This window comes from Actibacterium sp. EMB200-NS6, from assembly GCF_001305615.1.
In the GTDB taxonomy this organism is placed as follows: domain Bacteria; phylum Pseudomonadota; class Alphaproteobacteria; order Rhodobacterales; family Rhodobacteraceae; genus Actibacterium_A; species Actibacterium_A naphthalenivorans.
Map to the genome: position 1 here is coordinate 1,171,291 of NZ_CP010869.1, position 12,795 is coordinate 1,184,085.

Below are 12,795 nucleotides of genomic sequence, written 5' to 3' on the forward strand. Positions count from 1 at the left end.
TCGCGAGAGGCAATGACAGTTTCCGCCTTTGAAAACCCGCTGCTTTCCGGCCTGTTCGGCGATGCCGAGCTGGCCGATTTACTGTGTGCCGAGGCTCAGGTTGACAGGATGATCGCGGTGGAGGCGGCGCTGGCGCGGGCGCAGGGCCGCACGGGTGTTATCCCCGTGCGGGCCGCGCAGGAGATTTCCGATGCGCTGGGCCTGTGTTCCGTGGCGCCCGCCGATCTGACACGCGGCACCGCATCGGCTGGCGTGCCCGTGCCGGCGCTGGTGGCTGCATTGCGCGGCCAGATCGGCGGCGAGGCGGCGCATTGGCTGCATTGGGGCGCCACCAGCCAGGATATCGTCGATTGTGCGACAGTGCTGCAACTGCGCGACGTGCTGGCCGTGATCGAAATCCGCCTGAGCGGTGTGATCGACGCTTTGCAAGCCGCCAGTCAGCAGCATGCCGGCCAGTTGATGGCCGCGCGCACCCGCAGCCAGATCGCCACGCCCATCACCTTTGGCCTGCGGATCGCGCGCTGGGCGCAACCTCTGATCGCCATAATGGGTGAGCTTCCGGCGTTGCGCGCCCGGCTGCTGCGCGTGCAGTTTGGTGGGGCCAGCGGGGCGAATACGGCGGTTGCGCCGCACGGGGCCGCCATCAGCGCGGCCCTGGCCGAAGAGTTGGGGCTGGCCGACAGCCCGTCCTGGCATGGCGACCGTTCCGCGATGATAGCCCTGTCCGCCTGGCTGGGGCAGATCGGCGCGGCTTTGGGCAAGCTGGGCCGGGATCTGATCCTCATGGGCCGCAGCGAGGCGGGCGAGGCCTTGGCCGGCGCCGGGGGCGGATCGTCCACCATGCCGCAAAAAGCCAATCCGGTTCAGGCCGAGGCGATCGTTTCGCTCGGCGGGTTCCTGGCGGCGCAGCAGGGGGCGATGGTCATGGCGGCCTCTCCCGCCGAGGAACGCGACGGCGCGCTTTGGGGGCTGGAGTGGCTGGTGCTGCCCAACATGCTGCTGGCCACCGGCGCCGCGCTTCGCCACGCCGTGGATCTGGCCGAGACGCTGAGGGCGCGCCCGGAGAACATGGCCGCGATGCTCGATCTGGGGAATGGCACTGTCTGGGCGGAGGCGTTGAGCTTTGCCTTGATGGCCCACATGCCCCGCGCCGAGGCGCAGGCGTGTATGAAGCAGGCCATCGCGCAGGCACGAACCACCGGAACCGGGCTGCAGCAGGCCCTCGCGGCCTTGCCCGAGGTCCGGCGTCTGAGCATCGATTGGGCGGTCTGGACCAGTCCTGAAACCGTGGCGGAGCCGTCGCGCCGCATGGCGCAAAGCGTGTTCGCCGACTGGCGCCCGGATCACGAAAAGACCTAGGTCAAGGCCGGCGCCCGCTGGAAAAGGTCACCGGGCCCGGCTTGGCAACCCCGTCAGGCGCTGCCGCGTGATCCGCCGGGCGTGCGGCCCCTTGGTCAGACCTTCTTCACCAGCTTGATCAGCACCAGCAGGATCACCGCCCCGATCGTGGAGTGAACGATTGCGTCGAAAAGGCCGCCGTCCAGATTCAATCCGATCCGGGGGAACAGGAAACCGGCGATAACCGCGCCGACGATGCCGATGGCGATGTTGCCCAGCAGGCCAAACCCATACCCCTTGACGATCAGCCCGGCCAGCCAGCCGGCAATCGCGCCGACGAACAGCATTGCAATGATGCTTTCGATACCCATGCTCTCGACACCCATAATCACCTCCAAAGGGTTGTTGCCGCGATGGTAGAGCCCTGCGGGCTGGCCGCAACCTGTTTTCGGCCGATGCGCGCGGGCGCCCGCGCCGGCGCGGTCAGGCGGGCAGGGGGCTTCATCGGTCGAATCCCGCCGCAAGCGGGCCCGGGCGCCGGCGATTTCCCGCGCTGCGGCATTCTGGCCGGTACGCCGGCGCGGTGGGCTGCCTGATACCGGCATTCGCGCGAACATTGTCCCAAGACCCTATCGAGAGGAAAACCAATGAAGAAACTGCTTGTCTGCCTGGCCCTGTCCGCGCCGATCGCTACACCGTTGTTCGCGGGCCATAACAACCCGTGGTCGTCCGAGACAGACACGATCCAGGAGCAGTACCACGACGAGAATCTGCAACAGAGCGTCGATACCCCCGGCGAGGATGAAATGAACGGCGTGATGGACCGCAACGCCCGCGGCAAGCTCGATGCGGATGTGCAGGAAGCAGACGCCAGCGGCGGGCGCGACGCTTCGGGCGGAAAGAAGCGCTGAGGCCCCGTGGCGGGGCGCCTGCCGGGCCCCGCCGCAAACGATTTTGCTTGCAATCGAGGCGGGAAAGCCCCATCTGACGGGTGCGACGTTATCTCTATCGACCACTGTCTTCCCTCACACGGCCGTCAGTCCTTCGATCTAGCCCTGACTAAGCCGGGCTGCCGCACCACCGCGGGCAGCATTGTAAAGGAGACTACGGATGGCTACTGGCACCGTAAAATGGTTCAACGAAACTAAAGGCTTCGGCTTTATCGCACCCGATGGCGGCAAGAAAGACGTGTTCGTGCACATCACCGCACTCGAGCGCGCCGGCCTGCGCACGCTGGCCGACAACCAGAAGGTGACCTTCGATATCGAAGCTGGCCGTGACGGCCGCGAGAGCGCGACCAATATCGCTCTGGCATAAGTCGCTGAACATATTCTCGGAAAAGGGCGCCTTGGGCGCCCTTTTTCATGCGCCGGGCGCGGCCCGTTCAGCGGCCCAGACCCAGCGGGTGGACAGCGCCGGCACCGGCGTGAACCCCGCCGCCCGCAGCAGATCCTTGCACCGCCGCATCCCGCTGACCTCATAGGCATTCGGGTGGAACTCGATCACCATCGCGCGGACCCGGTCCAGCACGGCGTGTTCCAGAAGTTCCAGCTCTCCGCCCTCGATATCCATCACGATGACGTCCGGCTTCAGCTCCGCGCAGATTGTCGCAAAACCGGCCGTGGGCACATCGACCGTCTCTTTCACCCGCACCGCCGTGGGGTTCAGGGATGATCCCAGAAAGCTTCTGTGTACATGGAACGGTAGCGTTTCCGGCCGGTCGGGCGCGCTGACAGCCACCTGATTCCGCACCGAAATCACATCTTCCAGGCCGTTCATCCGGTAAAGGGCGCGTATCGGTTCGATCAGCTCCGGGTTGGCCTCGAACGACAGCACCCGTGCGGGCGCGCAATTCCTGGCGATCACTGCCCCCACCAGCCCCAGCCCGGCCCCCAGCTCCAGCACCCTGTCGCCCTCGCGGATCAGATGCAGCGCACCCTGGATCTCTTCCGCCTCATATCGGCCACCATCGATTCTCGCGATCCGCGTCGCGTCGAGAAAGCGCGACTCGGGCACATTGATCCCCATGTGGCTGGCGGCCGCGCTCTGTTCGGTTTTGGGCATGTTTCTTCCGTCGGATGCTCCTGCCGTCAAACTCATGGCGGGCGCGGGCACGCGCCGCAAGAAGCCCGGCGCCCTATTCGGGCCGGCGCGGCTTATGGGCCACGCCGGATACTGGCGCAACGCCGTCGGCTCACCGCATGTGGCATATTTCCGACAGAGACGGCTAGATTTCCGATAAAAAAAATCAAGTTAAATAAAAATAAGTTGATAATTTTTGTCGCCTAAATACCCTAAGAGACGCCCCTCCCGGCAATACCCTTATTTTGTTGGCGCCGCGGCGGGGCGTAGCCAAATCCTTAGGGAAGAGAAGCCATGAAAATTTATGCATTGCCAATTACGGCAACCGTTGCTCTGCTATCCGCCCCCGTCAGCGCGGCTGAGCTGACCCCGATGGAGCAACTCGGCCGCGACTTGTTCTTTGACGCAGACCTTTCGCTGAACGGCAACCAGCCCTGCGCCTTCTGCCACGATCCGGGGATGGGCTTTTCCAGCCCGCACGGGCATTTCAACGAATCCGGCGCGGTGGTCGAAGGATCGGTTCCGGGCCTGTTCGGCAGCCGCAAGCCCCCCTCTGCCGCCTATGCCAGCCCCGCGCCTGTCTTTCACCACATGATCGAGGACGGCGATTACCTGTTCGTCGGGGGCGCCTTCGTGGACGGCCGCGCGACCGGCCATCAGCTTGGCAATGCCGCCGCCGACCAGGCGATGGGCCCGCCGCTGAACCCGGTGGAAATGGCCATGCCGCATCAGGCCTGCGTGGTCCGGGCCGTCTGCGAGGGCGAGAAAGAGCATAAATACGCGGTCTCGCTGAGCGATGTCTGGGGCGCCGGAATCTGCGACATCGCCTTCCCCGCGGCCCTGGCCGAAAGCTGCGGCACCCCGGGTGCGCATATCGTGGTGGAAGACGAGGAACTGGCCGAAAAGATCGAGACGGCCTTCGCCATGATCGGCCTTTCGCTCGGCGCTTTCGAAGCCTCGGCCGAGGTCAACCGCTTCAGCTCGCGCTACGACCGGTATCTGTCGGGCGCCGATACGCTGAGCGCGCTGGAGCTTCAGGGGCTCGAGCTGTTCGAGGGCAAGGCCCTTTGCGCCGAATGCCATGTCACGTCGCCAGGGCCGCGCGGCGAACCCGCGCTGCTGACCGATTTCACCTATGACAATCTGGGTGTTCCGCGAAATCCCGAAAACCCGATCTACACCCAGCCCGACAATCCCGACGGGCTGGCCTTTGCCGATCTGGGGCTTGGCGTGTTCCTGCGCTCTGATCCGCTCTACCGAACGGTGGCCGCATCGCAGGATGGCAAGTTCAAGGTCCCGACCCTGCGCAACGTCGATGCGCGGCTCTACCCCGAGATGCCGAAAGCCTTCATGCACAACGGCTATTTCAAGACGCTGGAGGGGGTCGTGAAATTCTACAACAAGCGCGACGTCTGGCCGCGCTGCGACAGCGATATGGTGACAGAGGCCGAAGCGCTCGAAAAACAATGCTGGCCCGGCCCCGAGGTTGCCGCGAACGTCAATACCGATGAGCTTGGCGACCTGAAGCTGACCGACGCGGAAGAACTGGCGCTCGTCGCCTTCATGCAGACGCTGACCGACGAATGAGCGCCCCCAGGCGGGGCGGCCCTGTTCGCCCCGTCGCCCCTGGCCGCGAAAACGGCTGTTCCGCTCGGGGCTGCCCCGCATTTTCGACGCTGAGAGAGAATGGTGGGCGACCCTGGAATCGAACCAGGCGTGCGTCTCCGCGAGGGAGTTACAGTCCCCTGCCACACCTTGCGGCCTGTCGCCCATCTCTTGCGGCTGAGCCGTTTCGAGTGACGGGTGGATACAAGCGCGGCCCGGACCCGTCAACAGGAAAATATCTTGCGGAGCACTGCCCGAGGCGGCATGGTCCGCGCTCTGTCAACGAAGGGGGCCGGGCGATGAAAAAGCCGACATGGGTGATCGACAAGGAGCGCGCGAAACGGGCGGCCGCGGCCGAGACCGTCTGGCTCTTCGGCCTGCATGCGGTGCGCGACGCGCTGATGAACCCGGCGCGCGAACGCCTGCGTCTTGTCCTCACCCGGAACGCCGCCGACCGGCTGGCCGACGCGATCGCGCAAAGCGGGATGGAGCCGGAGATTTCCGACCCCCGGAAATTCGCCGCCCCTCTGGATCCGGGTTCGGTGCACCAGGGCGCGGCGCTCGAGGTGAAACCGCTGGACTGGGGCAAGCTGGCGGATCTGTGCGAGCCGGGGCAGGGCGCGCCGCGCGTGGTGCTGCTGGACCGCGTCACCGATCCGCATAACGTGGGCGCGATCCTGCGCTCGGCCGAGGTGTTCGGCGCGCGCGCCGTCATCGCCCCCCACCGCCATTCCGCACCCGAGACCGGCGCATTGGCCAAGACAGCCTCGGGTGCGCTGGAGCGTCAGCCCTATCTGCAGGTGCAGAACCTCGCCGACGCGATGGAGACGCTGCGCAAGATGGGCTATATCCTGCTCGGGCTCGATGGCGAGGCTGACGAGACGCTGGAGACTGCCCTGGCCCGTGTCGGCAACCTGCCGGTGGGGCTGGTGCTGGGGGCCGAAGGGCCGGGCCTGCGGGAACGCACACGCAATACCTGCGACGCGCTGGTCAAGATCCCCTTTGCCGGCGCCTTCGGCTCGCTCAACGTCTCCAACGCGGCGGCGGTGGCGCTCTATGCGGCGGCCGCGACCGGGGCGGAGTAACCGGCGGGGTTCCCCATGTGTTCACATAATTATTACATGGGGTGGTAATGCGCCGCGCAGTGCCTAACTCTGAAGAGGAAGCGAGAATACGGAACTCTCTCGCTTCATTTCACTGTCCCTCGTTCCGTGACTGGCGCCCGGCCTTTTGGCCCGGGCGCTTTTTTGTGATTGGCTGCGACTCATGGAAAATATCAGCGACGTGATTCTCAAAGATGTGCTGACACGCACCCGCGTGGTGGCCGTGGTCGGCATGTCGCCCAATCCGGCGCGGCCGAGCCACTATGTCGCGCAATTCCTGCAATCAAAGGGAATGCATGTGATCCCGGTAAACCCGGTTCATGCCGGAAAGAAGTTGCTGGGAGAGGCGATCTACCCGGATCTCGCGTCGATCCCGCCACGGATCCCGGTCGATATGGTCGATATCTTCCGGCGCTCCGAATTCGTGCCGTCGATTGTCGAACAGGCGCTGGCGCATCTGCCGGCATTGCGCACGATCTGGATGCAGCTCGGGGTGCATCACGCCGCGGCGGCCGCCCGCGCCGAAGCCGCCGGCATCGCCGTGATCCAGAACCGCTGCCCCAAGATCGAATACCCGCGCCTCATCGGCGCATGAGCCGCTTCTTTTTCGCCTAAATATCCCCGCCGGAGGCACCTGAGCACCCGCAGGGTGCGAGGCGGGAAAACTGGCCCGGAACGGGCTGCGAGTGCCTCAGCGCGCCGCCTTCTCGGCAAGGCCCGAAACACCCTCGCGCCGCGCCAGCTCGTCCAGAACATCGCTCAGCGTCACGTCCCGCGCGGCCAGCATCACCAGCAGATGATAGAGCACGTCCGCCGCCTCCGCCGTCAGCTTTTGCCGGTCGCCCTTCACCGCCTCGATGATCGCCTCGATGGCTTCTTCCCCGAATTTCTCGGCGCATTTCTCGGGGCCGCTGGCCAACAGCTTCGCCGTCCATGAGCTGTCAGGCTCGGCCGTCTTGCGCGCCGCGATGGTGGCGGCCAGCCGCTCCAGCGCGCTCATGTCAGCCGTACCGGGATGCCGGCCCGGGCCATGTGCCGCTTGGCCTCGCCAATGGTGAATTCCCCGAAATGAAAGATCGACGCGGCCAGTACCGCGCTGGCCCCGCCCTTGGTCACGCCCTCGACCAGGTGGTCCAGCGTGCCGACACCGCCGCTCGCGATCACGGGGATGTCCACCGCGTCCGAAATCGCGCGGGTCAGGTCCAGGTTGAACCCGGCGCGGGTGCCGTCGCGGTCCATGCTGGTCAGCAATATCTCGCCCGCGCCCTTGGCGGCGACCGTTCTGGCAAAGTCCACCGCGTCGAGCCCCGTGGCCTTGCGCCCGCCATGGGTGAAGATCTCCCACTTGCCGGGCGCCACGGTCTTGGCGTCGATCGCGACCACGATACACTGGCTGCCGAATTTCTCGGCCGCTTCGCGCACCACATCGGGGTTGGCCACGGCGGCGGAGTTGAAGCTGACCTTGTCGGCGCCCGCCAGCAGCAGGGCGCGCACGTCTTCGATGGTGCGCACGCCGCCGCCCACGGTTAGCGGCATGAAACACTGCTCGGCGGTGCGGGTCACCAGGTCAAACATGGTGCCGCGGTTTTCATGCGTGGCGTGGATATCGAGGAAACACAGCTCGTCCGCGCCGGCGGCGTCATAGGCCTTGGCCGCCTCGACAGGGTCGCCCGCGTCGATCAGGTCCACGAAATTGACGCCCTTGACCACGCGGCCATCGGCCACGTCGAGGCAGGGGATGATGCGGGTTTTCAGCATGGTCAGCCCTTCAGAACCTTCAGCGCCTCGGCCAGATCAATCGCCCCGTCATAAAGCGCGCGCCCCGAGATTGCACCGTTCAGCGCCGCGCCGCAATCGCGCAGCGCGATCAGATCCGTCAGTGACGACACCCCGCCAGAGGCGATCACCGGGATTGTTACCGCGCGCGCCAGCGCCGCTGTCGCCGCCACGTTGGGCCCCTGCATCGCGCCATCGCGGTTGATGTCGGTATAGATGATCGCGGCCACGCCGGCGTCCTCGAACGATTTCGCCAGGTCGGTGACCATCACGTCGGTCTCTTCCGCCCAGCCTTTGGTGGCCACCCGGCCGTCGCGTGCGTCGATGCCCACGGCGATCTTGCCGGGAAAGGCCCGCGCCGCCTGCCGCACCAGATCGGGGTTTTCCACCGCAACCGTGCCAAGGATCACCCGCGCCAGCCCCTTTGCAAGCCAGGCTTCGATCGTGGCCATGTCGCGGATGCCGCCGCCCAACTGGGCGGGCACGGACGTTTCGGCCAGAATGGCCTCGACCGCCGCCGCATTGACAGGCTCCCCCGCGAAAGCGCCATTGAGATCCACCAGATGCAGCCACTCGCAGCCCGCATCCTGAAACGCGCGCGCCTGCGCGGCGGGGTTGTCGCTGAACACGGTGGCCTGATCCATCTCGCCTTTGTAAAGGCGCACGCATTGCCCGTCTTTCAGGTCGATGGCGGGGTAGAGGATCATCGCGGCTCTCCTGTCATTCATTGGGGGGCTCTTATGCACCTTCGGCACCGGAATGCAACGCGCCTGCGCCCGCAACCTGCCTGCCGCCGGAACGCCAGGCAAAGCTGACGCTACTGCGGGGAGGAACATAGTATATGAAGAAATTCGGCGCTCTCGCCGCGCTCAGGACAGAACCGCCCGCTGCGCGCTCAGGGCGCCCATGCCAGGAAATTGGCGATCAGGCGCAGCCCTGTCGCCTGGCTTTTCTCGGGGTGGAACTGGGTGCCGATCATGGTGCCCTTGCCGACGATCGCGGTAATGTCGCCGCCATAGTCGCAATGGGCCAGCCTGTCGGCCGGATCCGCGACCCTGAAGTGATAGGAATGCACGAAATAGGCGTGATCGCCGGTGGCAAGCCCCTCCAGCACCGGGTGGGGGTGGTCGATCACCAGATCGTTCCAGCCCATATGCGGCACTTTCAGCGCGGGGTCGGAGGGGGTGATGCGCACGACCTCTCCGCCGATCCAGTCAAAGCCGGGGGTTTCGCGGTATTCCAGCCCGCGCGTGGCCATCATCTGCATGCCGATGCAGATGCCCAGAAACGGCTTTCCGCCACGCACGACGGCCTCTTCGATCGCCTCGAACAGGCCGCGGTGATCGAACAGCTCTTCGCGGCAGGCCGGAAAGGCGCCATCGCCGGGCAGCACGATGCGGTCGGCGCCCCGCACGGTGTCGGGGTCCGACGTGACAGTGACAGTGCCCGCACCGGTTTCGCCCGCCACGCGTTCGAATGCTTTCTGGGCCGAATGCAGGTTGCCGGATTCGTAATCGACGATGGCGGTCAGCATGGTTTGTCCTCACGGCGTGTTCGTTGGCGCGGGCGCCCGCGCCCCGCTGACTAGGCGAGTTTCACGGGAAATCCAAGCCTGCTTCGCCCGCCGTGCTGGCCGGGTCGGTTCCGATACGCTCGAGCAGCGCTATCACCTGATCGAACAGCTCCCGTCCGGCCCCGGATGTGTCGCCGCTTTGAAATCGTCCCGACAGGTAAACTACGCCAAAGCCGTGGATCAGCGACCAGGCCCGGGTTTCCACGGTCGCGGGATCCAGGCCCGTGGGCACTTGGCGCGCGCAGGTCTGGTGCAGCACGTCATAGGCAACGGCCGTGTCCCGAACCTTCTGCCGGCCGAATGGATGCTGCGCAACCGGGCGCCCGCACGGTCTGACCGGCAAAGGCGCGCGTCAGAGCGCGCCCTTGGTCGAGGGGATGGCATCCGCCTTGCGCGGGTCGGTCTCGACCGCCTCGCGCAGGGCGCGGGCCACGGATTTGAACACGGCCTCGGCGATGTGGTGGCTGTTGAACCCATGCAGCGCATCCACATGCAGGGTGATCCCGCCATGGGTGCTGAGCGCCTGAAAGAACTCGCGCACCAGTTCGGTATCGAACGTGCCGATCTTCGCCGTGGGCAGATCGACGTTCCAAACCAGAAACGGACGGGCGGAAAGATCCAGCGCGCAGCGCACCAGCGCATCATCCATAGGCAGCAGGCAGGCGCCATAGCGGCGGATGCCCTTCTTGTCGCCCAGGGCCTGCGCCAGCGCCTGACCCAGCGCGATGCCGGTATCCTCGACCGTGTGGTGATCGTCGATATGCAGATCACCCTTGGCGCGGATGGTCATGTCGATCAGCGAATGGCGCGCAAGTTGATCCAGCATATGGTCGAAGAACCCGATACCGGTCTGCATGTCATACATGCCGGAGCCGTCGAGATTGACCTCGACCGAAATCTCCGTTTCCGCCGTTTTGCGCGTGATCTTTGCCGTCCGCATCCGCGGGCCTCCGCCTTGTTGCCTGGTGGCTTATATGCCGCACGCGCGGAGCTTCCAAGTGGGGCGGTGGCACGGGGTGGGGCCTGTCACCTTTTTGCAGAGGCGCTGCGGGGGTTTCCCCTGAAAGGGTACTGTCGCAATCTATATTCATGGCAGCACGTATTACCTATGATTGTGTCATTTTCTATTTACTCTCCAAAATTGACGGGTTCGGGATTGATGCAGGACGAATATTATCCGACACTGAACGCCGCAGAGGCGGGGGACAAACAGAAATTGACACGCGAAGACACCCGGGCGTTTTTCCAAGGCGTTGTCAGGAAAAATGCCAATTCCCTGTTTTTGGTCTATCTGATCGTGTCCCTGGTGATCATCGGGGTTGCCGTCGACCGGCTTCTCGCTGGCCGTTACCTGAGTGAGCTTCGGTTCTCGCTCAGCGACAAGACCAACACGATCCGCGCAGAGATCGAGGGCAATATCGTAGCCAAATCGCTTCTGACGCGCGGGCTTGTCGCATCGATCGAAGCGAACCCGGATATCACTCAGGAAGAATATGCCAACCTGGCCGCCAAGCTGATGCGCGACGATCCCGAGATCCTGAATATCGCGGCGGCCCCCGGCCTGGTCGTGCGCTATGTCTATCCGCTGGAGCCGAACAAGGGTGTGCTCGGGTTCGATTACCGCACCTCCCCCGAACAGCTCGAGGCGGTCGCCCGCACGCGGGCCAGCGGGCAAACCGTGGTCGCCGGTCCGCTCGAGCTGGTGCAGGGCGGGCAGGGTTATATCAGCCGGTCGCCTGTTTTCGTTACCGACCGGGTGACAGGAGACACGGAGTTCTGGGGCATCGTTTCTGTCGTTGTCGATCTGCAGGAATTCTACCGGAACACCGGCCTGCTGTCGCCGGATCTTCCGCTGGAGGTTGCGATCCGCGGGCGCGACGGGCTGGGCGCGCAGGGCGATGTGTTTTTCGGTGATGAGCGCGTATTTGCAAGCAACCCGATCATCGCAGAGGTGAACCTGCCGTTCGGATCCTGGTATCTCGGGGCGATCCCGAAGGGCGGCTGGCCGACCCAGGCCGAGAATTTCGTGATGTTTCGCATGGGCTTTCTGGTCGTTTCCGTCGCGTCGATCCTGTTCGCGCTCTATATCGTGCGCTTGATGGACAAGCGGCGCGAGGCGGAAAACAGGCTGTTCAGCGCGATCGAGGCGATCGACGACGGCTTCGCGCTTTACGATGCGAACGGGAAATTCGTGACATGCAACCAGAACTACAAGGAATTCTACAAGCTTTCCGAGGATCTCTTCGTGCCGGGCAATTCGTTCGAGTATATCATCCGCGAAGGCGTCCGGCGCGGGCAATATCCCGCAGCCGCCGGACAGGAGGAAAAGTGGATACGTCAGCGCCTGAGGGCACATAAAACGGCAGACACTCAGCTGGAACAACAGATCGCTGACGGTCGCTGGCTGAAGATCGCGGAGCGCAAGACCGACGACGGCAGCACCGTGGGATTCCGTGTCGACATCACCGAGTTGAAAAACGCCAAGGAGGCTGCGGAAAAGGCCAACAAGGCGAAATCCGATTTCCTGAGCGTCCTCAGCCACGAACTGCGGACACCGCTGACGGTGATCCTCGGCTATACCCGCATCATCGCCAGCAGCCGCATGCTGCCCAGCGTGAAGGCCCTTTTTGCCGCGATCGAGCAGGACAAGGGCACCGGCAGCGCCATCGAAAACCAGTTGGATGCCGTTCTGGACCAGCTCGCCGGGCAGGCGAAGCGGATCGAGGATTCGGGCGAGCATCTGCTGACGCTGATCAATGAAATGCTCGATTTCTCGACGATCGAAGCGGGGAAAATGGCGCTCGAGCGGGACGACGTCAACCTGGATCTCGTTGTCACCTCGGTGATCGAGAAGTTCCGGCTTGCGGCGGAACAGAAATCCTTGCGGATCGGGCAACAGACGCATGCAGAGTATGTCAACGCCGACGTGACGCGTCTGAAACAGGTTCTGATCAATCTGGTCGGGAACGCGGTCAAGTTCACCGACGAGGGCGCGATCGAGGTCCGGTCGCGGCGGGTGGGCGACATGATCGAGGTTTCGGTGGTGGACACGGGCTGCGGTATTCCGGAGAAGGACAGTCAGCTTGTCTTTGAAGAATTTCAGCAAGCCGATCTTTCGTCCACCCGAAAGGCCGGTGGCACCGGGTTGGGGCTGGCGATCTGCAAGCGCATCATCGAGCTTCATGGCGGCACCATCGAGTTGAGCAGCGTCGTCGGCGAGGGCAGCACGTTCCGTTTCACCATCCCGGCGGCGGCCGAATGACGGCCTGCTCTTTCGTGCGTCGGCCATTGCCTGCCGTTTTCGCGCGGTCACATCAG

Annotated in this window: 15 protein-coding genes and 1 tRNA gene; 7 read left to right on the top strand and 9 right to left on the bottom strand. The window is 64.5% G+C overall.

Annotated features, from left to right (window positions below; all coding sequences use genetic code 11):
* Positions 1–12 precede the first annotated feature (12 nt).
* On the top strand, positions 13–1,359 hold the full coding sequence (locus tag TQ29_RS05800) for a lyase family protein (RefSeq protein WP_054538391.1): 1,347 nt from the start codon (positions 13–15) through the stop codon (positions 1,357–1,359).
* A gap of 95 nt (positions 1,360–1,454) precedes the next feature.
* Here the strand turns inward: TQ29_RS05800 and TQ29_RS21275 are convergent, their stop codons facing one another.
* The gene (locus TQ29_RS21275) at positions 1,455–1,955 is read right to left on the bottom strand and encodes a GlsB/YeaQ/YmgE family stress response membrane protein (RefSeq protein ID WP_328705641.1); all 501 of its coding nucleotides are present in this window, start codon (positions 1,953–1,955) and stop codon (positions 1,455–1,457) included.
* Positions 1,956–1,985: 30 nt separating this feature from the next.
* On the opposite strand from TQ29_RS21275, the gene TQ29_RS05810 reads away from it, so the two are divergent.
* Positions 1,986–2,249 carry a hypothetical protein gene (locus TQ29_RS05810; RefSeq protein ID WP_037204453.1) on the top strand — a complete coding sequence of 88 codons (264 nt, stop codon included), beginning with the start codon at positions 1,986–1,988 and terminating at the stop codon, positions 2,247–2,249.
* A 199-nt stretch (positions 2,250–2,448) separates the two neighbouring features.
* A complete protein-coding gene (locus TQ29_RS05815; RefSeq protein ID WP_037204456.1) occupies positions 2,449–2,655 on the top strand; it encodes a cold-shock protein in 207 nt (68 codons plus the stop codon).
* 45 nt (positions 2,656–2,700) lie between these two features.
* Here TQ29_RS05815 and TQ29_RS05820 read toward each other — a convergent pair whose 3' ends face one another.
* Positions 2,701–3,402: an FkbM family methyltransferase gene (locus TQ29_RS05820; RefSeq protein WP_054538392.1), complete on the bottom strand. Its 702-nt coding sequence runs from the start codon at positions 3,400–3,402 to the stop codon at positions 2,701–2,703.
* Positions 3,403–3,714: 312 nt separating this feature from the next.
* On the opposite strand from TQ29_RS05820, the gene TQ29_RS05825 reads away from it, so the two are divergent.
* On the top strand, positions 3,715–5,007 hold the full coding sequence (locus TQ29_RS05825; protein ID WP_157445522.1) for a cytochrome-c peroxidase: 1,293 nt from the start codon (positions 3,715–3,717) through the stop codon (positions 5,005–5,007).
* Between the two features lie 100 nt (positions 5,008–5,107).
* Here TQ29_RS05825 and TQ29_RS20600 read toward each other — a convergent pair.
* Positions 5,108–5,191, bottom strand: a tRNA-Tyr gene (locus tag TQ29_RS20600).
* Between the two features lie 133 nt (positions 5,192–5,324).
* On the opposite strand from TQ29_RS20600, the gene rlmB reads away from it, so the two are divergent.
* Complete coding sequence (gene rlmB, locus TQ29_RS05830; RefSeq protein ID WP_054538393.1) at positions 5,325–6,110, top strand: 23S rRNA (guanosine(2251)-2'-O)-methyltransferase RlmB; 786 nt, start codon at positions 5,325–5,327, stop codon at positions 6,108–6,110.
* Positions 6,111–6,291: 181 nt separating this feature from the next.
* Complete coding sequence (locus TQ29_RS05835) at positions 6,292–6,723, top strand: CoA-binding protein (protein WP_054538394.1); 432 nt, start codon at positions 6,292–6,294, stop codon at positions 6,721–6,723.
* A gap of 96 nt (positions 6,724–6,819) precedes the next feature.
* Here TQ29_RS05835 and TQ29_RS05840 read toward each other — a convergent pair whose 3' ends face one another.
* The 6 genes from TQ29_RS05840 to hisB all read right to left on the bottom strand — a co-directional run bounded on the left by TQ29_RS05840 (position 6,820) and on the right by hisB (position 10,417).
* Positions 6,820–7,128 carry a phosphoribosyl-ATP diphosphatase gene (locus TQ29_RS05840; RefSeq protein ID WP_037204466.1) on the bottom strand — a complete coding sequence of 103 codons (309 nt, stop codon included), beginning with the start codon at positions 7,126–7,128 and terminating at the stop codon, positions 6,820–6,822.
* The gene (gene hisF, locus TQ29_RS05845; protein ID WP_054538395.1) at positions 7,125–7,886 is read right to left on the bottom strand and encodes an imidazole glycerol phosphate synthase subunit HisF; all 762 of its coding nucleotides are present in this window, start codon (positions 7,884–7,886) and stop codon (positions 7,125–7,127) included. The genes TQ29_RS05840 and hisF overlap by 4 nt, the downstream gene beginning before the upstream one ends.
* Before the next feature lie 2 nt (positions 7,887–7,888).
* Positions 7,889–8,611 (bottom strand): 1-(5-phosphoribosyl)-5-[(5-phosphoribosylamino)methylideneamino]imidazole-4-carboxamide isomerase, encoded by a 723-nt coding sequence (gene hisA, locus TQ29_RS05850; protein WP_054538396.1) that lies wholly within the window; start codon positions 8,609–8,611, stop codon positions 7,889–7,891.
* Positions 8,612–8,799: 188 nt separating this feature from the next.
* A complete protein-coding gene (gene hisH / locus TQ29_RS05855) occupies positions 8,800–9,438 on the bottom strand; it encodes an imidazole glycerol phosphate synthase subunit HisH (RefSeq protein ID WP_054538397.1) in 639 nt (212 codons plus the stop codon).
* Positions 9,439–9,499: 61 nt separating this feature from the next.
* Positions 9,500–9,820 (bottom strand): hypothetical protein, encoded by a 321-nt coding sequence (locus tag TQ29_RS05860; protein ID WP_157445523.1) that lies wholly within the window; start codon positions 9,818–9,820, stop codon positions 9,500–9,502.
* A gap of 9 nt (positions 9,821–9,829) precedes the next feature.
* Positions 9,830–10,417: an imidazoleglycerol-phosphate dehydratase HisB gene (gene hisB, locus TQ29_RS05865; protein ID WP_054538399.1), complete on the bottom strand. Its 588-nt coding sequence runs from the start codon at positions 10,415–10,417 to the stop codon at positions 9,830–9,832.
* A gap of 276 nt (positions 10,418–10,693) precedes the next feature.
* On the opposite strand from hisB, the gene TQ29_RS05870 reads away from it, so the two are divergent.
* Positions 10,694–12,739, top strand: coding sequence for an ATP-binding protein (locus TQ29_RS05870; protein WP_162231813.1), 2,046 nt, complete (start codon positions 10,694–10,696; stop codon positions 12,737–12,739).
* The last annotated feature ends 56 nt before the right edge of the window (positions 12,740–12,795 follow it).

Excerpts from the sequence above, each read along its gene's own strand:
- TQ29_RS05840 (WP_037204466.1), bottom strand. The coding sequence starts at position 7,128 with ATGAGCGCGCTGGAGCGGCTGGCCGCCACCATCGCGGCGCGCAAGACG.
- TQ29_RS05815 (WP_037204456.1), top strand. The coding sequence starts at position 2,449 with ATGGCTACTGGCACCGTAAAATGGTTCAACGAAACTAAAGGCTTCGGC.
- TQ29_RS05800 (WP_054538391.1), top strand. The coding sequence starts at position 13 with ATGACAGTTTCCGCCTTTGAAAACCCGCTGCTTTCCGGCCTGTTCGGC.
- TQ29_RS05825 (WP_157445522.1), top strand. The coding sequence starts at position 3,715 with ATGAAAATTTATGCATTGCCAATTACGGCAACCGTTGCTCTGCTATCC.
- hisA (WP_054538396.1), bottom strand. The coding sequence starts at position 8,611 with ATGATCCTCTACCCCGCCATCGACCTGAAAGACGGGCAATGCGTGCGC.
- rlmB (WP_054538393.1), top strand. The coding sequence starts at position 5,325 with ATGAAAAAGCCGACATGGGTGATCGACAAGGAGCGCGCGAAACGGGCG.
- hisB (WP_054538399.1), bottom strand. The coding sequence starts at position 10,417 with ATGCGGACGGCAAAGATCACGCGCAAAACGGCGGAAACGGAGATTTCG.
- TQ29_RS05820 (WP_054538392.1), bottom strand. The coding sequence starts at position 3,402 with ATGCCCAAAACCGAACAGAGCGCGGCCGCCAGCCACATGGGGATCAAT.
- hisH (WP_054538397.1), bottom strand. The coding sequence starts at position 9,438 with ATGCTGACCGCCATCGTCGATTACGAATCCGGCAACCTGCATTCGGCC.
- TQ29_RS05835 (WP_054538394.1), top strand. The coding sequence starts at position 6,292 with ATGGAAAATATCAGCGACGTGATTCTCAAAGATGTGCTGACACGCACC.
- TQ29_RS05810 (WP_037204453.1), top strand. The coding sequence starts at position 1,986 with ATGAAGAAACTGCTTGTCTGCCTGGCCCTGTCCGCGCCGATCGCTACA.
- TQ29_RS21275 (WP_328705641.1), bottom strand. The coding sequence starts at position 1,955 with ATGTTCGCGCGAATGCCGGTATCAGGCAGCCCACCGCGCCGGCGTACC.
- hisF (WP_054538395.1), bottom strand. The coding sequence starts at position 7,886 with ATGCTGAAAACCCGCATCATCCCCTGCCTCGACGTGGCCGATGGCCGC.